This is a genomic window from Arthrobacter sp. UYCu511 (genome assembly GCF_040547105.1).
Classification (GTDB): domain Bacteria; phylum Actinomycetota; class Actinomycetes; order Actinomycetales; family Micrococcaceae; genus Specibacter; species Specibacter psychrochitiniphilus.
This window is the reverse complement of record NZ_JBEPPB010000007.1, coordinates 44,660-63,492: the sequence shown is the minus strand read 5'-3', so window position 1 is coordinate 63,492 and position 18,833 is coordinate 44,660. Positions and strand designations below refer to the sequence as shown.

At 59.8% G+C, this 18,833-nt stretch carries 19 protein-coding genes; 12 read left to right on the top strand and 7 right to left on the bottom strand.

The features are described from left to right. Positions 1-37 precede the first annotated feature (37 nt). From ABIB48_RS11185 to ABIB48_RS11175, 3 genes are all read right to left on the bottom strand, one after another. Entirely contained in the window at positions 38-1,606 is a 1,569-nt protein-coding gene (locus ABIB48_RS11185) for a stealth family protein (protein WP_354213010.1), read from the bottom strand. Positions 1,607-1,681: 75 nt separating this feature from the next. After that, complete coding sequence (locus ABIB48_RS11180) at positions 1,682-3,076, bottom strand: FAD-binding oxidoreductase (protein ID WP_354213008.1); 1,395 nt, start codon at positions 3,074-3,076, stop codon at positions 1,682-1,684. 142 nt (positions 3,077-3,218) lie between these two features. After that, positions 3,219-3,641: a hypothetical protein gene (locus tag ABIB48_RS11175; protein WP_110105778.1), complete on the bottom strand. Its 423-nt coding sequence runs from the start codon at positions 3,639-3,641 to the stop codon at positions 3,219-3,221. A 156-nt stretch (positions 3,642-3,797) separates the two neighbouring features. Here ABIB48_RS11175 and ABIB48_RS11170 point away from each other — a divergent pair, with 156 nt between their 5' ends. Next, positions 3,798-4,208 (top strand): hypothetical protein, encoded by a 411-nt coding sequence (locus tag ABIB48_RS11170; RefSeq protein ID WP_354213007.1) that lies wholly within the window; start codon positions 3,798-3,800, stop codon positions 4,206-4,208. A 28-nt stretch (positions 4,209-4,236) separates the two neighbouring features. Here the strand turns inward: ABIB48_RS11170 and ABIB48_RS11165 are convergent, their stop codons facing one another. After that, positions 4,237-4,923: a TetR/AcrR family transcriptional regulator gene (locus tag ABIB48_RS11165; RefSeq protein WP_354213070.1), complete on the bottom strand. Its 687-nt coding sequence runs from the start codon at positions 4,921-4,923 to the stop codon at positions 4,237-4,239. 146 nt (positions 4,924-5,069) lie between these two features. Here ABIB48_RS11165 and ABIB48_RS11160 point away from each other — a divergent pair, with 146 nt between their 5' ends. The 3 genes from ABIB48_RS11160 (at position 5,070) to ABIB48_RS11150 (ending at position 9,012) form a co-directional block, all read left to right on the top strand. Then, positions 5,070-6,449, top strand: a complete 1,380-nt coding sequence (locus tag ABIB48_RS11160; RefSeq protein ID WP_354213005.1) for a flavin monoamine oxidase family protein — start codon at positions 5,070-5,072, stop codon at positions 6,447-6,449. Between the two features lie 74 nt (positions 6,450-6,523). Next, entirely contained in the window at positions 6,524-7,483 is a 960-nt protein-coding gene (locus ABIB48_RS11155; protein ID WP_354213003.1) for a universal stress protein, read from the top strand. Then, the gene (locus tag ABIB48_RS11150) at positions 7,480-9,012 is read left to right on the top strand and encodes an APC family permease (protein WP_110105782.1); all 1,533 of its coding nucleotides are present in this window, start codon (positions 7,480-7,482) and stop codon (positions 9,010-9,012) included. The genes ABIB48_RS11155 and ABIB48_RS11150 overlap by 4 nt, the downstream gene beginning before the upstream one ends. 97 nt (positions 9,013-9,109) lie before the next feature. Here the strand turns inward: ABIB48_RS11150 and ABIB48_RS11145 are convergent, their stop codons facing one another. Continuing rightward, on the bottom strand, positions 9,110-9,472 hold the full coding sequence (locus ABIB48_RS11145; RefSeq protein ID WP_110105939.1) for a DUF5997 family protein: 363 nt from the start codon (positions 9,470-9,472) through the stop codon (positions 9,110-9,112). Positions 9,473-9,562: 90 nt separating this feature from the next. Between ABIB48_RS11145 and ABIB48_RS11140 the strand changes: the two genes are divergently transcribed. Continuing rightward, positions 9,563-10,360 (top strand): substrate-binding domain-containing protein, encoded by a 798-nt coding sequence (locus ABIB48_RS11140; protein WP_110105783.1) that lies wholly within the window; start codon positions 9,563-9,565, stop codon positions 10,358-10,360. A gap of 321 nt (positions 10,361-10,681) precedes the next feature. On the opposite strand, the gene ABIB48_RS11135 is transcribed toward ABIB48_RS11140, so the two are convergent. Beyond that, on the bottom strand, positions 10,682-10,945 hold the full coding sequence (locus tag ABIB48_RS11135) for a hypothetical protein (RefSeq protein ID WP_146212954.1): 264 nt from the start codon (positions 10,943-10,945) through the stop codon (positions 10,682-10,684). A gap of 282 nt (positions 10,946-11,227) precedes the next feature. Between ABIB48_RS11135 and ABIB48_RS11130 the strand changes: the two genes are divergently transcribed. The 4 genes from ABIB48_RS11130 to ABIB48_RS11115 all read left to right on the top strand — a co-directional run bounded on the left by ABIB48_RS11130 (position 11,228) and on the right by ABIB48_RS11115 (position 15,117). Continuing rightward, a complete protein-coding gene (locus ABIB48_RS11130; protein WP_354213001.1) occupies positions 11,228-12,247 on the top strand; it encodes a proline racemase family protein in 1,020 nt (339 codons plus the stop codon). Between the two features lie 212 nt (positions 12,248-12,459). Then, the gene (locus ABIB48_RS11125; RefSeq protein ID WP_146213020.1) at positions 12,460-13,614 is read left to right on the top strand and encodes a sensor histidine kinase; all 1,155 of its coding nucleotides are present in this window, start codon (positions 12,460-12,462) and stop codon (positions 13,612-13,614) included. A gap of 407 nt (positions 13,615-14,021) precedes the next feature. After that, positions 14,022-14,690, top strand: coding sequence for a response regulator (locus ABIB48_RS11120; RefSeq protein ID WP_110105786.1), 669 nt, complete (start codon positions 14,022-14,024; stop codon positions 14,688-14,690). A gap of 187 nt (positions 14,691-14,877) precedes the next feature. Then, positions 14,878-15,117 carry a hypothetical protein gene (locus ABIB48_RS11115; RefSeq protein WP_110105787.1) on the top strand — a complete coding sequence of 80 codons (240 nt, stop codon included), beginning with the start codon at positions 14,878-14,880 and terminating at the stop codon, positions 15,115-15,117. A 69-nt stretch (positions 15,118-15,186) separates the two neighbouring features. On the opposite strand, the gene ABIB48_RS11110 is transcribed toward ABIB48_RS11115, so the two are convergent. Then, on the bottom strand, positions 15,187-16,290 hold the full coding sequence (locus ABIB48_RS11110) for a GTP pyrophosphokinase (RefSeq protein WP_354213000.1): 1,104 nt from the start codon (positions 16,288-16,290) through the stop codon (positions 15,187-15,189). Positions 16,291-16,426: 136 nt separating this feature from the next. Between ABIB48_RS11110 and ABIB48_RS11105 the strand changes: the two genes are divergently transcribed. From ABIB48_RS11105 to ABIB48_RS11095, 3 genes are all read left to right on the top strand, one after another. Then, positions 16,427-17,377, top strand: coding sequence for a carbohydrate kinase family protein (locus tag ABIB48_RS11105; RefSeq protein WP_315914528.1), 951 nt, complete (start codon positions 16,427-16,429; stop codon positions 17,375-17,377). Positions 17,378-17,401: 24 nt separating this feature from the next. Further along, complete coding sequence (locus ABIB48_RS11100; RefSeq protein ID WP_110105790.1) at positions 17,402-17,932, top strand: YbhB/YbcL family Raf kinase inhibitor-like protein; 531 nt, start codon at positions 17,402-17,404, stop codon at positions 17,930-17,932. A gap of 78 nt (positions 17,933-18,010) precedes the next feature. Next, positions 18,011-18,814 (top strand): HAD-IIB family hydrolase, encoded by an 804-nt coding sequence (locus tag ABIB48_RS11095; RefSeq protein ID WP_354213069.1) that lies wholly within the window; start codon positions 18,011-18,013, stop codon positions 18,812-18,814. The last annotated feature ends 19 nt before the right edge of the window (positions 18,815-18,833 follow it).

The window sequence follows — 18,833 nt, the reverse complement described above, 5'->3', positions numbered from 1 at the left end:
GAAACGCGTTTCGTTGCCCGGGCCAGCTTGCATCCGGTTACTTTTCCCACGGCGCTTTGAAGGGGAAGTAGTCCTCTAGGAAATCTGTGACAAGTTTCCGGCGCAATTCTGGTGTGGCATCGCCGAAGCTGCCGTCATTGAGGCACAGAAAGTCAGCATTGCGCCGGGCCAGCACGTGCGGGAGTTGGGTCAGGCCAGCCATGTTGGCGGTGTCCACATAGATACCCCTGCCATCCTTGTGCATGACCGCCCGGCCGGTCAGCAAGGCGTAGTAATGGTAGAGCGAATTCGTCACGGAAATATTATTGGCAGCCCTGAAGGTGCTGGCCGCGGTTGCCGCAAACTCGGGCTCAAATTCCTTGTTCAATTGGGTCAGGACGGACCTGCGCAAGGGGGCCGCGCTGTGTTCCAAGTGGCGGGTTGTGAAGGCGCCGAATCGATCCAATAAAAGCCTACGGTTGACCCGGGCTGAATTCTCAAAGCCGCTTCGTTCTTGGGCGCTTTCGCCCAGACCAATGCGGTTGGGGGAAAGCATGAAACGGCTGATGCCCCCTGGCGTGAAAAAGAGCTCGGGTGAGAGTGGGCGAGCAAAAAACATGTCGTCATTGGAATATAGAAAATGCTCGGCCAACCCCTCGATGTGATGCAGCTGTGATTCCACGGCCATGGAGTTGTGGGTTGGCAACACGGAAGGGTCCGCGAAGTGCTCGTGGCTGCGGACCAGCGTGATCTTTGGATGATCGTTTAGCCAAGCCGGTGCGGCTGAGTCTGTAGCGATGAAAATTCGACGAATCCACGGGGCAAACATATGCACCGAACGGAGGGCATACTTTAGCTCATCCACTTGCCGGAAACGCGATTCATGATCGTCGCCCTCGCCTAGTACGGCTCCAGATTCAAGCTCACGCCGGGCGGCCTGGTAGTCCTCGGAGCTGCCGTCAACCCACGAAAACACCATGTCTATCTCAAAGTTGATGTCAAAGACGTGGGGTGCAAGCATGTTTTCAATGGTGGGCCAGCTCCGGCCGTACCGCGTGAGCGTAGCCGGAACAAAGTCCCGGCGTTCGATGCTGGTGCGGGTGAGAGCGTTGGTGCCAGGGGGAAATATGTGGGCGTCAGAGTAGTCCCAAAATTCAAGTTGAATGGCACCTGCGGCGCCGTAATACAGGCCGCCCCGGGGTTCTACGCGTGGCCGGTACAGCCGAATGATTAGGGCTTCTGGATCAGTAGATAGAGCACCGTCGGCGAGCAGCACTGTGGATTTTTTCTTAGCCACGGTTCGGGCGTAGAACGGTTCATTCCGGAACCCGAGCGCCAAGGAGTGCTCCACGCCAGCCCGTAGGGCAGAGTTGATAGCGAGCACGGGGCGGTTATCTTCTCCTCGAACCAAGAGGTACTCGATGGAGCATGCATCGAGGGCGTCACGAACAGCCAATAGATCGGCCACTGTGGCGTCCTGCGGCAATACGGGGTTTTTGTGGTCTGCGCCGTTGATCAGCGCCAGCATGCCACGGTGCTTCACCACATCGTCACGGCGCAGAATGACTGAGCTGGCGTTACTTTCGGATAGGGGTGAGCAGTGTTGGGGCTGGTTGGCGCTGTTCAAGGGACGGCTCCGAATTGGCAAGAAAGAGATGGGCCGGCGGGCAATAACCCACTTGCGAGTCTATCGCCCTGCGGACTACCGCATGGGCACTTGCCCCATCCGGAACACATGAGAGGGATCGAAGTGTTCGGCTAGCCCCGACAGTCGCTCTAGAACCGGTGCCGTATAGCTTGTGGCAAAGCCAGCCTGTCCCTCGCTCGAGGCGAAGTTGGGCAGCGTGCCACCATGTGCCCACGGAGACATATGTTCGCGCTCCCCGGCCGCGTGTGTGGCAAGCGCCGGTAAGTCCGGTGGCGGTGCCGCGGCCACGGTTGAGAGTCCAAATTCGGCATCACGGTGGCACAGGGCGCTGGGAATCTCGGGCTCTTGGGAGAGCAACCCACCGAACTGGCGGATTTCCACCATGAGTTGCGGGGAATCAGAGTCCGGCCCGGCCACGTTGAGAAGGGTTTGTGCTGCTGCGGCATCGAAGGTGGCCAACAAGGCTGAACCTTCCGTGGCTGGTAGGGCGTCCTCGGGGTCGGAATGCACCAGGCCAATCATGGAGGAAGGCATGGGCCCCACAGCATCCTTGAGCATCGGCGCAACGGAACGCAACGGCGCAAGCCAGCGAGCGCCGTCGTCCGGTTTTCCGGCAAAAACATACCGCACCGCAATGGTGAACTTGCCGGCGATGGGTTCGGGCACTCCCGGCAGGGGCGGCATTTGCATCAGAGCCACCGAGGTGGTTGCGGCCGCTGTCAGCGTGGATCTCCATTCCGTCCAGGCGTGCAGGATATCGGAGACGTGGTGCGTGTCGAAGAACAGTGCACCGGCATAGATCATGGGCAGTGGGAGCAACTCGAATTCCATGCCGGTGATGATGCCCAGTGAGCCTTTGCCGCCACGCAGCCCCCAGAATAGTTCGGGCTCGTCGGTTGCGGTGGCGTGGTGCAAGGCGCCGTCGCCGGTCACAACATTGATGGAGCGGACCCTATCCGAGGCTGCCCCGTATGTCCGCGCCATGGGGCCGATCCCGCCGCCGCTGGTGTACCCGGCCACACTGACGCCAGGTGCGGAGCCGCACAATCCCGCCAAGCCGAGGCCTTCGCACTCGCTCAGTACGGTTTTCCAAGTGACGCCGGCGCCGGTGGAGGCTGTCTGGGTGTCAGTGTTGATGGTGCACTCATCTAGTGCGCGGGTGTGGATGAGTAAGGCCCCTGCCATGTCGCTGGCGACCCCGTGCCCCGTGGCTTGGGCGGTGACCGGGAGACCGTTGGCGGCGGCGAACTTCACCGACTCCACCACGTCCTGTGGGTTGCACGCCTCCACCTCTGCTGCCGGGCAGGTAAAGACGGCCATGTTCCAAGGTGTGGCGAGTTCGGCGTAGTGAGGGTCGATGGGTTCGTAGAGTGGCCCGGAGAGACGGTGGCGCAGTGAGTCAAAATCAGGGCCTGCGCCGGATGGTGTCTGTGTTGATGCTGTGTGCATGCTGATCCTCCGTGGGTTGGCCGCTGCTAAACGCTACGACCCCCCAGGGCGGCCTCTTTCCAGCGTGCCACTTTGCACCGACTCTGACTAGATGTTGTGTCTGACTTTGTGGCACATTTCTGGTACGACGGCGGAGCCCCTGTCAGCTTTCCTGCGTGCGCTTCTTGCGGTGGAAGATGAGGGCAACGGCAATTCCGGCGAGCCAGAAGTCTTTGGCCATGGCGGTGCCTGCGGGTGTGGGGCGAATACTGCCGGGGTGGGTCATCCCCGGTGCCTTCAAATAGGTGGCCACTAGGCCGCCAGAAAATACGCCCAGTGCCAGCCCCGCAAGCCGGGTGGGGACGAAGGGGGCCAGCACAACAGTCCCCAGGGCGATTTCGGAGTAGCTGAGATATTTGCCAAACTTTTCAGGCGCCAGCTGGCCCAGTTGCGGGATTGCTCGCTGGGCGGATTCCTGTAGTCCGGCAGCCTGCTCCATAGGAAGGTTGAGTTTGCCAATTCCGGTATTGAGAATGAACGCTCCGGAAACGAGTCGAAGTGCTGCGTTGCTAATGCTGAATCCCATGGTTGTCTCCTGAAGTCTGCGGTTAACGTGCAGCTTTAGCCTATGGTTACCAGCAAACCCTGGCTAGTGTGGTCCGCTTTCTGGGCCGAGACTCAGTCCCTACTGGCTGTAGGACGGAGATTTGATGGCGGCGATTCCTCCAGATATGGTTGCGCGATGAAGCAAAAGCCTGGCTCGGGTGTCCGTCGGGCGTGGATGAAGGTGATCCTGATGCTCGCAATACCCGTCCTCTTTCTTGTCTGGGTGATCATCGTGGTACCAGCTTTGGTGATTTACGACAGTTTCCACCCAGTAGCGGTTCAATGCACGGTTAAGTCCACGAGCCTCTATGAGGGGTCAAAACGGTATGTTCCATTTCGGGTAATTATTGAAACTGACGACTGTGGCGATGTGTCTGTTGCTAGGGGAGTAACTGCTGAAAATCAGCAGGACATAGCCGATAGTTTTGTTCTAGGTGAGCGCTATGAATTCACCGTGGGTAAGTTCGAGCTTGAGTGGTGGAGCCCCTTGAAACAGAAAGCCGGCGGAACACTCGTGGCAGAGCACTACCGCAAAATTCTTACCTAGGACTGCGCTTCGATCCTCCCAGTAGCACTTACTCCGTATCACTGACTCTGGTGCTAGTTGCCAGCAATCCCGCTATCATGGCGCTGAGTCCAAGAGTGAAAGCGGCATTGGCATCGCTTTGACCGCCGGGGTTGCTGCGCTGGGTGACCGCGGCGGCAAAGTGAGGTGCCTGCGGGGCCAAGGATCCGGCGTCGAAAATATCAGCGGGAGCATTGACATCATAGGCGGAGCCATAAATGAATGACTCCAGCGCCACCACGGCGTCAATGATGGAATCCGAGGGCCAGCCGGCCGCAAGGAAGCCCTTCGTAACGGCCTCATACATGGTGATTGTGGCGGGTGCGTTGGTGACCGGCAGCAGTGCAATCACAGGGATCAGCGGCAAGTGCGCGGCAAAAACATTACGGTAGGAATGCGCCCAAATCTTGACGGCGTCCGCCCATGGTTCCACCCCAAAAGCAGTGACATCCACCCGGCCCATCAAGTGATCCTCCACCAGCAGCAGCACATCCTGCTTGGAGCGGACATGGTTATACAGCGCCGAGGGGGCCACATTCAGTGATTTGGCGAGCGCCGCCATGGTCAGGCCCTTGTACCCGTCAGCGCTAACCAGCTTCAGTGCAGCTTTGGTGATGCGAACGGAACTGAGTACCGCCTGTGGTGGGCGCCCTGCCCGGCGTCGTGCATGGGTGGGTGCGCCTGCAGCTGAGCCCAAGGTCACGTCCCCTTCCGTGCGCAACGGCGCAAGATTTTTACTCCACCCTCTTTACGGGAGGCGGTGATGTCGGTTACAGTCTAATCTAAATGAACGGCATTCATTTAGTGAAGCCTGTCACGAGCAGCTTCGCAGGAGAGGGAAATATGACATCCGAGACAATCAGCATGGACCGCGACGTCGTCATCATCGGCGCAGGACCGTCAGGGCTCACCGCAGCACGCGAATTGAAAAAGGCTGGCCTGAGCGTGGCCGTCCTTGAGGCGCGGGATCGCGTGGGCGGGCGCACCTGGTCCAACACGATCGACGGCGCTTGGCTGGAAATTGGCGGTCAGTGGGTCTCCCCGGATCAGACTGCGCTGATTGGTCTACTCGACGAGCTCGGCCTGGACACCTACCCCCGCTACCGCGACGGCGACAGCGTTTACCTGGCGCCGGATGGCACCCGCACCCGCTACACCGGTGAGATGTTTCCCGTCAGCGCCGAAACCGAGGCTGCGATGAACAAGCTCATCGAGACCCTAGACGCGCTCGCTGCCGCCATGGACCCGGCCAAGCCCTGGGAGCACCCGGCGGCACGCGAGCTGGACATCATCTCCTTCCACCATTGGTTGCGCAGCCAGTCTGAAAATGAGGAGGCCTGCAACAACATTGGCCTGTTCATTGCCGGCGGCATGCTCACCAAGCCCGCCCACGCCTTCTCCGCATTGCAGGCCGTGCTCATGGCTGCCTCGGCAGGCTCCTTCAGCAACCTAGTTGATGACAATTTCATCCTGGACAAGCGGGTCATCGGCGGCATGCAGGGACTCTCCCTCGCCATAGCTGCCGGTTTGGGTGAGGACGTTATCTTGAACTCCCCGGCCCGCACCATCCGCTGGGAAGAGGCCGACGGCGGCTACCGCGCCACCGTGATTGCCGACGGCGCCACCGTGAGAGCCAAGCGTGTAGTCATGGCCGTCCCGCCAAACCTGTACAGCCGCGTCTCCTTCGACCCGCCGCTGCCGCGCCGCCAGCACCAGATGCACCAGCACCAGTCCCTGGGCTTCGTGATCAAGGTTCACGCCGTGTACGAAACCCCGTTCTGGCGTAAGGACGGACTCTCCGGTACCGGCTTCAGCGCTTCCTCCCTGGTTCAGGAGGTGTATGACAACACGAACCACGAGGATCCCCGCGGCACTTTGGTGGGGTTCATCTCCGATGAAAAAGCTGACTACGTCTTCACCCTCAGCGCTGAAGAACGCAAGAAGGCCATCACGGCAGCCCTCGCCGAATTCCTTGGCGATGAAGCAGCCGAGCCGGTGGTCTACTACGAATCTGATTGGGGCTCGGAGGAGTGGACCCGTGGCGCCTACGCTTCCAGCTACGATCTGGGCGGTCTGCACCGCTATGGCGCCGATCAGCTGACACCCGTTGGGCCCATCCACTGGTCCTGTTCCGACCTCGCAGCAGAGGGCTACCAGCACGTTGACGGGGCTGTGCGCATGGGCCAGGACACTGCAGCGAAGCTGATCGCAGAACTGGCGTAGCAACCGTTGGTGGGCTGGCCCCGCCCGGCATCCCCGGCAGCACAATGACAATGACGTCCTGAGGAGGACCCTTTATGCGGTATGTAGTTGGATATACGGCCAACGGCCGTGGCGGCGATGCCGTCAACCTAGCGGTTGCCTTGGCCCGCCGCCAAGGGGCCGCCTTGGACCTTGTCATGGTGATGCCTGAGGATTCGCCATACAACGGTGTCTACCCGCCCGCGGCGGGCTTTGAAAACATTTTGGCTCAGCAGGTTGGTCAGTGGCTGGAGGAAGGCTTGGCCTTGATCCCCTCCGACGTTGTGGCCACGGCGCACGTGGTCCGGGGTGAATCTGAAGCTAGCGCCTTGATCGAGGCAGCCAAAGACCTCCACGCTTCGGCGCTGATCATCGGCGCCAGCAGCACAGGCCTGTTCAAACGTTTCACCGTTGGTTCGGTGGCCAGTGCCTTGCTGCACGCATCGGCCGTTCCTGTGGTTTTGGCTCCCGCCGGTTATAGCCGCACTGAGCCCATTACCCGCCTGACCTGCGCCGTTGGTTCGCGTGAGGGTGCCGAACAAGTGCTCATGGTGGGGCTCACCACGGCTAGGCGCCGCGGCTTGCCGCTGCGCCTCGTTTCCCTCGTAGCCCTTGGCAACGATGACGGCGGCACCACAGTAGAGGATGCCAGCAAGCACTTGCATGGGCTCGTCGATGCCAGTGCAGCGCTCGATGCGGACTTGTTGGCGAAACTGGACATCGAAGTTGTGGTCGGTAGCGGGCGGACCATTGAGGACGCCGTTGATGGCCTGCATTGGAAGAAGGGTGAGATCTTGATCATCGGATCCAGCCGGCTAGCACAAGGTAAGTCCATATTCCTGGGCAGCACGGCCAACCGCATCCTGCGCGCCCTGCCTGTGCCTATGATCGTGGTTCCCCGAGACTATGCGGGAACTGCGGATGATCTGCTCCAAACCAGCCAGGTTCCCGTGGTTGACGCCGCGGGGCCATCATCGGTTGCCCCCACATCGGAAGTAAAAGAGGCAGGCAAATGAGTTCTCGGGACACAGTAAGGAATGCCACGGGAGATCACGGGCTGAGCGAGAAGGGCCTCAAGGCCGGCTCGGTTGGTCTGATTGGCGCGGTAGTCATAGGTATCTCCTGCATCGCTCCGGCCTATACTCTCACCGCGGCTCTGGGCCCCACCGTTTCGGAAGTGGGGGTGCACCTACCTGCCATCTTCCTTGTAGGCTTCATCCCCATGCTCTTGGTGGCCCTTGGTTATCGGGAACTGAACAATGCCATGCCCGACGCCGGCACCTCCTTCACATGGGCATCGCGCGCCTTTGGTCCATGGCTGGGGTGGATGGGTGGCTGGGGACTGATCGCTGCCACCATCATTGTGCTTTCTAACCTGGCTGCCGTTGCGGTGGACTTCTTTTATCTAATGTTGGCGCAGATCTTCAGCAATCCGGGCCTAGCTGATCTGACCCGCATCCTGCCCTTGAACATTGCCACCACGCTGGTCTTCATTGCCGGCGCCTGCTGGATCTCATACCGGGGCATGGAAACAACCAAATCCTTCCAGTACATACTGGTGGCATTTCAGCTGCTGGTGCTGGGCTGGTTTGCGATTGCGGCCTTCGCGCACGTTGCCAATGGCACAGCCTTTGACGCCACTACCATTTCGGCCGACTGGTTCAACCCCTTCGCGGTTGAATCCTTCTCCCAATTTGCTGCGGGAGTGTCCTTGTCCATCTTCATCTTCTGGGGCTGGGACGTGACCTTGACCATGAACGAGGAGACAAAAAACCCGAAGAAAACCCCAGGGCGGGCCGCCACCGTCACGATCGTGGTGATTGTCTTGATCTACATGACGGTTTCTTTGGCTACCTTGTCCTTCGCCGGGATTGGAACAACCGGTCTGGGCGCGGGAAACCCAGAGAATCAGAACAGCATCTTTGCTGTGTTGGCAGGGCCAGTCATGGGACCCTTTGCCATCTTGATGTCACTGGCCATCTTGAGCTCATCCGCCGCATCACTGCAATCCACCTTTGTCTCCCCAGCCAGGACGCTGCTATCAATGGGACACTACCAAGCCCTACCGAAGAGCTTTGGCAAGATCAGCCCCACCTATAAGTCCCCGGGGTATGCCACGATCGTCGCCGCCATTGCTGCAGCAGCGTTCTACATCGTCACCCGGACACTGTCCGAGAATGCTCTGTGGGACACCATTACGGCCTTGGGCATGATGATCTGCTTCTACTACGGCATCACCGCGCTGGCCTGTGTCTGGTACTTCCGGGCAGAAGCTTTTCACGGTGCAAAGAATTTTGTGTTCAAGTTCCTGGCCCCACTAGTAGGCGGCGTGATCTTGCTGGTCATGTTCTTCAAGACCGCCTATGACTCCATGGATCCCGCTTACGGTTCCGGCTCCAACATTGGCGGGCTCGGCTTGGTGTTCATCCTGGGCTGTGGGGTGCTCTTGCTGGGGGTGGTGCTGATGTTCATCATGTACAAGCGCAGCCCCGAGTTCTTCAAGGGCCAAGTCCTGAGCCGGGCCAGCCAGCCCTATAACCCGTAACCGGAGCAGGGATCCCAAAAAGGACGGAGCTTGCGGGAAGGGACGGCGGTAGACCGCCGTCCCTTCCCGCAAGCTCCGTCCTTTAACGTTCCGGCGGTCAGCTCTTGGGGCGGCGGGCTTCCTCGCGCTCCTTGGCCAGCTTCGCCTCGGCGCGAGCCTTGGCGTGCACGGAGCGTTCCTCAACCAGCCACGCCGGGGGAGCCTGCAGCAGCGCGGTGATCTCCGCCGTCGTGAGTGCCTCGGTAATTTCTGAACGGTTCAGGCCACCAATGGAGATGTTCAACTTCTGCGCAATCACTGGGCGCGGGTGCGGGCCATTGCGGCGAAGCTCGGCCAGCCACTCCGGGGGAGTGTCCTGCAAAACCTTGAATTCCTCCCGGCTGATCGCGTTCTCTTGGAATTCAGCGGGAGCCGCGGGCAGGTGGATGCCCAGCTTCTTGGCCGCTGTGGCGGATTTCATGGCTTGGGGGGAAGGTTTGATGCTCATATATCAAGGGTACCGGTGCGGAGACGGTAGTTTAGTGGCAAAGCTGTGAGTTAGGGTAAACAGGTGTCTGAATCCCGCGAACTTACAGTGACCTTCATCCCGGGCGTGACCCCTGGAAAGTGGATCCACCGATGGCAGGAGCGCATGCCTGACGTGCCGCTTGTCTCAAATCCGGTTCCGGAATCCCATCAACTTGATGCCTTGCGCGCCGGCGAGGCGGACATGGCGTTTGTCCGCCTGCCCGTGGACAAGTCCGATCTGAACGTGGTGAGCATCTACAGCGAACTCTCCGTGGTGGTGGCACCTAAGGATCACCCTATCGCCGCCTTCGAAGAGCTCGACGTTGCGGATCTGGCCGACGAATACCTGCTGGCTGACCCCGATGACTTCCCGGCCTGGCGCGATATTTCCACCGAAATTGCCGCCGGAACCCGCAAGCCGTTGCCCGCCATGGGCTCCCTCGAAGAGGCCCTGGATCTGGTGGAGGCCGGGCTCGGCATCCTGATCCTGCCCATGTCCGTAGGCCGCCACTTCAGCCGTAAAACCCTACGATCACGGCTGCTGCACGGTGTGCCGGACACCAGCATTGGCCTCGCCTGGCCGCTTCTCGATCCGCCCAGCGCGGACGAGGAAATCTTCCAAGAGTTCATCGGCGTGGTGCGTGGCCGCAGTGCCAACAGCTCCCGCCAGCCCTCCGTCCTAGCCAAGCAGGATGCCGCACCGAAAAAGGGCGCCAAGTCTGCAAAAGGTACGACGCCGGCACGCAGTAATGCGGCCAAGTCCAAGTCCGGCGGTGCCAACCTGCGCGGCGGTGGCCGGCCAGGCGGCAAGGCGCGGGCCGCAAAGCGCGGTCGGCGCTAGTCCCCAACCCCTCCCACTGCTCGCAAGCTCGTAGCGGGTCCCTCGGGGCGGGGGCCCACCCAACCCCTCCCACTGCTCGCAAGCTCGTAGCGGGTCCCTCGGGGCGGGGGCCCACCCAACCCCTCCCACTGCTCGCAAGCTCGTAGCGGGTCCCTCGCGGGCGGGGGCCCACCCAACCCCTCCCACTGCTCGCAAGCTCGTAGCGGGTCCCTCGCGGGCGGGGGCCCACCCGCCTGCTCCCCCGTCTTATGATCACGTCTTAAACTAAGGAACCCCCAGCGTTTGCCGGGGGGTTCCTTAGTTGCGCTGTAAAAAAACTTCTTAGCGTGAAGCTTCGATCTGCTGCAGCTTCTGCTTGTTGACCAAGGTCTTGACCTGGGTCAGATCATTGATGACGTTATTGAGCTGCTTCTTTGAGGTGGGCCAGGTGGTGCCCTTGAAGCGGGTGGCGTCGGCGCCTTCCCAGCGAACGGACTGAGCCTTGCCGTCAAGGGTGGACATTGCCGTGGTGATCTGGTCAATGGCTGAAGCCAACTTGGAAACCAGTTCTGCCATGTCCTGGGGATCATTACCGATCATTGCCATGATGAACATCCTTTGCTAGAAAAATTTGCGGTTCTGCCGCTGTGCCTTCGCTGTTACCGGGGGTTTCCGGGGAAGCGATTACTTAGAATCTATCCCGGCTCCATCAACATCGTCGATGGGTTGGCCTACCCATGCAGACCTCCCCATGCCCTGTGGCCCGGCTGTGGACCGCCGGGGACTGGCCAGCGAATCATTGACACGCCGAAGGTGCCGTGCCATATTGACGTGAAATGGCGGAGGAAGAGCCCACGCCTGGTGTCTGCGCTCGAGGGAGAGACGGCTATGAAAGCGGCAATGTGGGAAATTGAAACTTTTGACTATCACACAGCCGGTGAACCCTTCCGGATTGTGCCTACCTTGCCCTTCTTAATTGAGGGCAGTACGGTGCAAGAACGGCGTGAATATGCCATCTCCGGGGATGCGGATAAGATCCGCAAGTTGCTGGTGAACGAGCCCCGCGGGCATGGCGATATGTACGGCGGGTTTGTGGTGCCGCCCAACGATCCGGGCGCACACTTCGGAGCCCTCTTCTGGCACCGTGAGGGATTCTCCACGGTCTGCGGCCACGGCACCATGGCGTTAGGAACCTGGGCCGTGCGCAGCGGCCTTGTCCGCGCCCCGGACGACGGCGACACTGACGTTGTGATTGATATTCCTTCGGGTCGCGTCACGGCAAGGGTGAGCATGCTTGAGGGGAAAGTTCATGAGGTGGCATTTAGGAACGTGCCTTCCTTTGTGGTGGCCAGGGACGTTGAAGTCCAGACCACGGATTTTGGGCGGCTGCGTGTGGACTTGGCCTGGAGCGGGGCACTGTACGCATCGCTGCCGGCAGCAGCAGTGGGTCTGGAGGTGACGCCGTCGAACTTGGCAAGAGTGGTTGCTGCGGGACATCAAATAGTGGCCGGACTTGAAAGGCAGCCAGCCAGTTTCGGCCCCTTTGAAACAGGGATGGACGGTGTTTTCGGGACCATTTTTCATGAACCGGTGAAGGCGCCCGGAGATGCTTTGAAACAACGCAATGTGAGCGTTTTTGCTGACGGTCAGGTGGCGCGCTCGCCCAGCGGATCGGGCACGGCGGCACGTGTGGCGTTGCTCAGCGATTCAGGAGAGTTGGCCGAGGGCGAGACGTTGGAGAGCTATTCCATCATTGACTCGCGCTTTGCCGCACGCGTGGTGGATCGGCTCAGCGGACCGGACGGAGGGCTCGTGGTGGAGGTTAGCGGCCGCTCTTTCCCCGTAGGCGAAGGAAAATTTTCTCTCGATGCCGACGATGAGCTGGGACTGGGGTTTGTCTTGCGGTAACCCGGGGCCCGGCTGTTTGAGTGGACTGGTTGGCCCGGCTGTTTGAGCCGGCTTCGTTACAGCGTGGGGGTGGGCTCGTGGATTGGCGCAAAAGCTGGGACGATAAGCCTGTGATTGAACACAAAAGTCCTTCTTTGGACCACGCGCAACAAGCGTCTGCAATCCGGCGGAATCTGAAATTTTCTGATGTGCTGCGGGCGGGAAGCTCGCCCATGCCGCTGTGGATTGCTTTCGTCTTTGCTGTTTTCGCCACTGTCTCGGCCTTTGACGATGTACGGCTATTTTTCTTCTCCGATAAGGGATCACAGGCCCAGTGGCTGGTGATCGCCTGCACGTTCGCCTACTGGTTAGTGTGGATGTCAATGGCTTTCCGGCCACGGTTAGTCGCTGCGTTGTTTGTTCTCCAACTTGCCACCATGCTGCCACAAACAGAGTTGGGTGGGCCCCTCCTGTTGGCCTTCGGCACGCTAGCTGTAGCGGCGTACAGGGTTTCCGCGCGCTCCCTTGCAGTGATGGCGGGTAGTTTCTTGGTGTGGCAGTTTCTCTGGGCGTCTTTTGTCTCGGATTTGGGAACTGTGCAGCTGTGGGCCTATGTGCCGGTCACCCTCTTCGTGATGACACCGGGATTAGCTATCAAAGTGTTGCGGGAGCGGGCTATCCAGGTTGAGCGCACCCAAATGGCAGCTGATGAGAAGGCTGTCAGTGCTGCCTTGGAAGAACGCAGCGAACTAGCGCGCGAGCTTCATGATGTTGTCACTCATGGGCTCACCATGATCGCTGTGCAAGCCAACCTTGGCAAGTTTTCCCATGAAAGCCAGGCGAAGCAGGAGGCCCTCGATGAAATTGGGTCCATGGCCCGCAGTTCTCTAGATGATCTACGCCGGCTACTTGTGACCATTCGCATCGACGAGCGCCCTAACCAGAATTCCTCCGAGAATAATGTTGGAATAAAGCCCAGTGTTGCTTGTATTGACTTGGGGCTTAGTCTTAACGACTCACAGAAGCGGCTCAGCGGTCTGGGACGTCCCACCCGGGTGACAACCTCAGGAGATCTAGAGCGGATCCCCAACGGTCTGCGTCCCACAGTCCTGCGAATTCTTCAAGAGAGCGCCACCAACGTGCTCAAGCATTCGGGCAAGGGTGCGCACTGTGAGATCTCCTTGAATGTGGGAGAGGACAGCTTGAAGGTAGTGATCCGCAGCCGCATGACAGCAGGGACGCCGCGCTTACCTGCTTCCGGAACCGGCTTGGCGGGGCTGCGTGAACGGACTTCGCGGCTGGGCGGAAGTCTCGAGGCAGGCGCAGAGGGACGCTGGTGGAGTGTCAGTGCCGTCTTGCCGTTTAAAGGGCGCCAGACACTGGCCTAGCAGACTAACTCCGTCAGGATGACCACAAAAGGTATTTTATTGGCTCGATCGAAAAAAGTGACCATAAGGCTAATCTTGATCTTTTTGCTCTTCAAACCCTAGTCCACGGGGACAGTCATGCCCCTAAAGCATTGAAGCGCGGGTGCTCTGTGCATAACCTGAAATGTATTGGGCGGCAGTTTATCCCAGCTAATTAGGGACCTAGCCAGAGCACGTCCAACCCGCACGTTTGGAGATCATCATGAACGCACACATTTTCTCAACACGCACAAGCGCCGTAGCGCCAGCAAAGTTGATGCCGGCAGGTATCTGGCCCACAGATTCCACCACCCTTCCCACGCGCTAGAAGGTAGCTAGAGACGGGCTGGATGATTTCCCCTAGTGCCAGAGCTACGTAGACTGACACCATGAGTGTGCCGGTTGATGAAGTCCAGACAATTGAGATAGTCATTGTTGACGACGAAAAATTTGTGCGGGGAGCCCTGCGAACATACCTATCCCAGACCAAGGACCTTGTGGTTGTTGCTGAGGGGGAGAACGGCGAAGATGCCATTCGTCTGGCTCGGGAGCACCGCCCCGACGTCATGCTAATTGATTTGCAGATGCCAGTCATGGACGGTGTCACCGCCATTCGCCACATTGTGGCTCAAAATCAGGAGATAGGCATTCTTGTGGTCACTGGCCACATCTCCGACATCCATCTTAAAGCGGCACTGCTGGCAGGTGCGGGCGGCTACGTGGTCAAGGACGCGGAACCCGAAAGAATCGTGGCAGCCGTGAGGGATGTACACGCGGGGGATTGCCCTATTGACCCTGCCGTTGCGCACTTACTTATTGAAGATCTCCGAGGCAGCCGTCCGGTGACCCGGGGAGACCAAAACATTGAGCTGACGGAGCGGGAAGAAGAAGTACTCAAATTGCTGTGCGATGGCCGCAGCAACAGTGAGATTGCCGCTGAGCTTTACCTCTCTGAATCGACCGTGAAATACCATCTAGTTCGATTAGGCAGGAAGTTTTCCACGCGAGACCGCCTGCAACTGGTGGTAACAGCGTTGCGTTCCGGATTGGTCAGCTAGAGAGCTCTTATTGCTCAAAAGCACTCATTTAAGGCCCCAAAAGGGGTCTTACAGCAGCGTTCTTTAAAGACTATCCAAAAGGACAGGCTTAAAGGGTGTGCTGTCCGTATCCGGGCGGAAGCTGTGGACCTAAGCTGAGAGAACTGTGGCCTCTGGTGCTACAGGCCCGCCATTGAAAGGAACACCCATGAAATCCCCCTTTACCTCCGTAGGCATCGCTGCAGTGCTCACCGCAGGACTCATCATGGCGCCGGGGCTTTCAGCTGCCCAGGCTAGCGGCCCTGATACTCAAGCCCCCATCACGTCGACGCAGTCCACCAACGTTACTGGAGGCTCGAATGCGGGCAATCCCATTTCTAGCGGGGCTGTAAGCACTTATGGCATGTTCTTCATCCCCTGCAACATCTTTTTCCTCCGCCTCTGCTAGAAGCAGCGATACAATCCAGATTGATAGCAGTGAGAGCGTCATCGGGTGAACCCGATGACGCTCTCTGCTTTAGAAACCCTGGGCTTTACGGTAGCGGCGCATCTGCTGGTGACGGCGGATCAGGCTGTCCCGGCGCGGGGTTTGCTCCGTTCCGGGTTCTTCCGCTGTCAAATCGATGTGACTCTCCCCGAACTGCCACAGCAGCAAATCGTCCAAGAGACGGTCTGGCCCGGGGGAGTACCTGTGATCCAGCGCCTTGCGAACATTGGAAATAATCTCCGGCTGTAAGAGCGCGGCCAAGTCCACTGTCTTACCCAACCCGTGCGCGGCTACCAGCTCGGCAGCCCAGCCCCAATCATCGTCGGACTTCCTATCAACATGCGGCAGCAAGGTTTGCCAGACAGCCTTGATCCGGTTGGGGGTCAGTGAAACATTGCCCTCACCGTCCGTATCCCAGTAACTAGTGACTGTTTCATACCGGTCATGAAGCTCCGAGAACGCGGACTCCACGGTCTCCAACATGGCTGCCGTAGCCGTGAACTGGCGGTCAAAGTACGGGCTCCACGCGCGTGGATCCTGGGACTTGAAACGAATATCATGCTCAATCTCGCTCCACGCATGCGCGAAGATGGTGCGGATTTGGCATTCAAAAAAGTAACTGCCGCTGGGCTTTGTCTCTGGATCCAGGAGTGACTGATAAGCCCGCACCACATCATTTTGAATGGTGCGCAGGATCAGGTGACGGCTGGAGTAGCCATACGTTCCCGACTCAATGGAACCAATATCCTTTTCGGTATCGCCACGGCAGTCAAAAATACTGCGCTGGCGCTTGATCAGGTTGGCGGCCTGCGCGTTCTCGCCCGGCAAGGTGGTGATGACACGCACGCCCACCATATCGGTCAGGTTGCGCAACGGGTCAGGGAACTGCAGGGTGGGGGCGGCATCGGGTTCGGGCACCATCCGGGAAGCCTTCTCCCTAAACGATTCAACTGTTTTTGTGCGGCTCGTGACAAAGAGCGGCTTGTCCTCGGCTTCTGAAAGAACTTCGCGGATGAGAGATTCCAGCTCAGCAGTGGCGTCCATTAGTGCCGGCCTGGTCCGTTCGAAGTCTGCCACCGAGGCGCGCACGGCCGGGCGCAGTGAATCATCGAGACGTTCCCAATTGCTACTCATGATCTGAGCTTAATCGGCATTGCGGTGCACGGGCGAACAGCGATGCCGCGTGTCAGAGAAAAATTGAGTCCAGTTGGTCGCTAGGCAGCCTGCTGCGATGAGAGCGCCAACACAGCTGGCACCGTAGTCTTGTGCCATGTTGACTGTTATTGGTGAAGCCTTGATCGATGAAGTTGTGCACGCCGGACAGGGGGCTGTTCCGCATGTGGGTGGCAGCCCCATGAACGTGGCTGTTGGGCTGGCACGGTTGGGGCACCCCGTCCAGTTCCTTGGCCGCATGGGCCAGGACGCCTACGGTGACATGGTGTCCGGCCACTTGAAAAGCAATGACGTCCTGGTGCCGTTGCTTCCCGATCAGCTGCCCACCTCCGTGGCTCGGGCGGTGTTGGATGCCAACGGCGCCGCCAGTTACGAATTTGCGCTGGACTGGACGCTGCCTGCCCTGGCAAGCTCCGGGGGTTCGGGCGAAAGCGTTGGGAGCTTCATGCTGAACGGGACCACCTTGCTGCACACTGGCTCCATTGCCACCATGCTGGCCCCCGGCGAGGACCACGTCCTGGCTGCCGTCATCAGCGCCCATCCTCACGCAACCATCTCCTACGATCCCAACTGCCGCCCCAGCATCATTGCGGATGTGGCCCATGCCCGCAGCCAGGTGAAAAAATTTGTCCAGCTAGCTGACGTCATCAAGGCCTCCGATGAGGACCTCGCCTGGCTATACCCCGGCGTTGACCCTAAGGAATCGGCCCGCAAATGGCTGGCTCACGGAGGTGCGGAAGGCCCCGCCGTCGTGGTTCTCACACAGGGTGCAGACGGGCCGTGGGCAGTGTGCGCAGCCGGTGAAGTAGCCTGCCAAGTGCCCTCCGTAGAGGTTGTGGATACGGTGGGGGCGGGGGATTCGTTTATGGCGGCCCTGCTCTCTGGCCTCGTGGACAGGGAATTGGACGGCGCCCAGCGTCGAGCCGAACTTCGAGCCATCAGTAGCGGGGTCCTGGCTGACATCATTGATTATGCTGCCCGTGCAGCAGCAATCACCGTTTCCCGTGCGGGAGCCAACCCGCCACACCGCACCGAACTGCAGAATTAAGCAGAAGTAACTAGAGAGGTAACCATGTTTGACTACGATCCATACGCATTTTTGACCCCCGTGCCGAGCTTTGAGGTGCGCAGTGATTCCTTCACCGACGGGAGCGTTTTTGCCCCCGCGCAAGTCCATGCCGGCGCGCATCCGGACGGTTTGGATCTTTCACCGGCGCTGTCCTGGAGCGGGTTCCCGGCAGAAACACGCAGTTTTGTGGTGACCATGTTTGATCCCGATGCGCCCACCGCGAGCGGGTATTGGCATTGGGCAGTGGCGGACCTCCCGGTTTCCACCACCTCGCTGGCGCAAGGTGCCGGGACACCCGGATCGCCGCAGCTGCCCGCCGGAGCCCTGTGCCTGAAGAACGACGCCGGGTTCCCCGGTTACATGGGCTCGGCACCTCCTGCAGGGCATGGGGCGCACCGGTACATGGTGGTGGTGCATGCTGTGGATGTGCAGACGTTGGAGCTTTCCCCAGATACCACTGCCGCTACCCTGGGCTTCAACCTGCATTTCCATACGCTGGCCCGTGCCCGGCTTACGGGTCTTTTTGAACTGTAACTACTGGGTGGGCCGAAGCCGTAGCCGTAGTGCTGCCCGCACAAGTGGGACTTTGGCAGAAGTTGGATAGCCTTGAGTATGCGTTTAATTGCCAGTGATATAGACGGAACCATTCTGGGCCGCGACGGTTTGATCAGCCAGCGCACCGTGGAGGCCTTTGCCGGCGCTGCCGCAGCAGGCGTTGACATTGTGTTTGTGACAGGACGTCCGCCCCGCTGGCTCGACCCCATCCGGGAACAGATCGGCCACACCGGCACAGTCATCTGCTCCAACGGCGCCGTCAGTTACGATCTCGCCACGGAAGAAGTGACGGCGTCGCACGTCCTGGACTGGGACACCGTGGCGCAGGTACGCGCCATCGTCACAGAGCTGGCGCCCGAACCGTACTTTGCACTGGAATCACTCACAGGCTTTCACGTGGAAGACGGCTTCTTTGGCAACCGGACCGCCGGCGCAGGCTTGGTGCCCGGTGCGCTCACCCCGGGCATGGCCGATGGTGGCATCATCAAGATGCTCGCCATTCTCCACAGCGGCAATGCCGACGAGTTCCTGAACCTGGTCCGCCCCGGCGTGGCCTCCCTGATGACCGTCACCCACTCGGCACCCGATATGGCCCTGCTTGAAATGGGCCCGCTGGGTGTCAACAAGGCCGTCACCTTGGCCCAGTACGCAGCAGCCCGGGGGATCGATGCCGCTGACGTTGTGGCTTTCGGTGACATGCCCAATGACATTGAAATGTTGTCCTGGGCAGGGGCCGGGTATGCCATGGCCAGTGGACATCCGGATGCGCTCGCGGCCGCAGCGTTGCAGGCGCCACGTTTTGAGCTCGACGGCGTAGCCCAAGTCATCGAGTCCCGTCTGGCAGCGCTTCGGCTGGCATGAGTGCTCGGGAACGGGCCGG

Bases quoted from the DNA above. Each gene is read 5' to 3' on its own strand.
- ABIB48_RS11130 (WP_354213001.1), top strand. From the start codon at position 11,228: ATGAAAGCGGCAATGTGGGAAATTGAAACTTTTGACTATCACACAGCC.
- ABIB48_RS11150 (WP_110105782.1), top strand. From the start codon at position 7,480: ATGAGTTCTCGGGACACAGTAAGGAATGCCACGGGAGATCACGGGCTG.
- ABIB48_RS11155 (WP_354213003.1), top strand. From the start codon at position 6,524: ATGCGGTATGTAGTTGGATATACGGCCAACGGCCGTGGCGGCGATGCC.
- ABIB48_RS11170 (WP_354213007.1), top strand. From the start codon at position 3,798: ATGAAGCAAAAGCCTGGCTCGGGTGTCCGTCGGGCGTGGATGAAGGTG.
- ABIB48_RS11135 (WP_146212954.1), bottom strand. From the start codon at position 10,945: ATGGCAATGATCGGTAATGATCCCCAGGACATGGCAGAACTGGTTTCC.
- ABIB48_RS11120 (WP_110105786.1), top strand. From the start codon at position 14,022: ATGAGTGTGCCGGTTGATGAAGTCCAGACAATTGAGATAGTCATTGTT.
- ABIB48_RS11115 (WP_110105787.1), top strand. From the start codon at position 14,878: ATGAAATCCCCCTTTACCTCCGTAGGCATCGCTGCAGTGCTCACCGCA.
- ABIB48_RS11125 (WP_146213020.1), top strand. From the start codon at position 12,460: ATGCCGCTGTGGATTGCTTTCGTCTTTGCTGTTTTCGCCACTGTCTCG.
- ABIB48_RS11105 (WP_315914528.1), top strand. From the start codon at position 16,427: ATGTTGACTGTTATTGGTGAAGCCTTGATCGATGAAGTTGTGCACGCC.
- ABIB48_RS11095 (WP_354213069.1), top strand. From the start codon at position 18,011: ATGCGTTTAATTGCCAGTGATATAGACGGAACCATTCTGGGCCGCGAC.
- ABIB48_RS11100 (WP_110105790.1), top strand. From the start codon at position 17,402: ATGTTTGACTACGATCCATACGCATTTTTGACCCCCGTGCCGAGCTTT.
- ABIB48_RS11160 (WP_354213005.1), top strand. From the start codon at position 5,070: ATGACATCCGAGACAATCAGCATGGACCGCGACGTCGTCATCATCGGC.
- ABIB48_RS11145 (WP_110105939.1), bottom strand. From the start codon at position 9,472: ATGAAATCCGCCACAGCGGCCAAGAAGCTGGGCATCCACCTGCCCGCG.
- ABIB48_RS11110 (WP_354213000.1), bottom strand. From the start codon at position 16,290: ATGAGTAGCAATTGGGAACGTCTCGATGATTCACTGCGCCCGGCCGTG.
- ABIB48_RS11180 (WP_354213008.1), bottom strand. From the start codon at position 3,076: ATGCACACAGCATCAACACAGACACCATCCGGCGCAGGCCCTGATTTT.
- ABIB48_RS11175 (WP_110105778.1), bottom strand. From the start codon at position 3,641: ATGGGATTCAGCATTAGCAACGCAGCACTTCGACTCGTTTCCGGAGCG.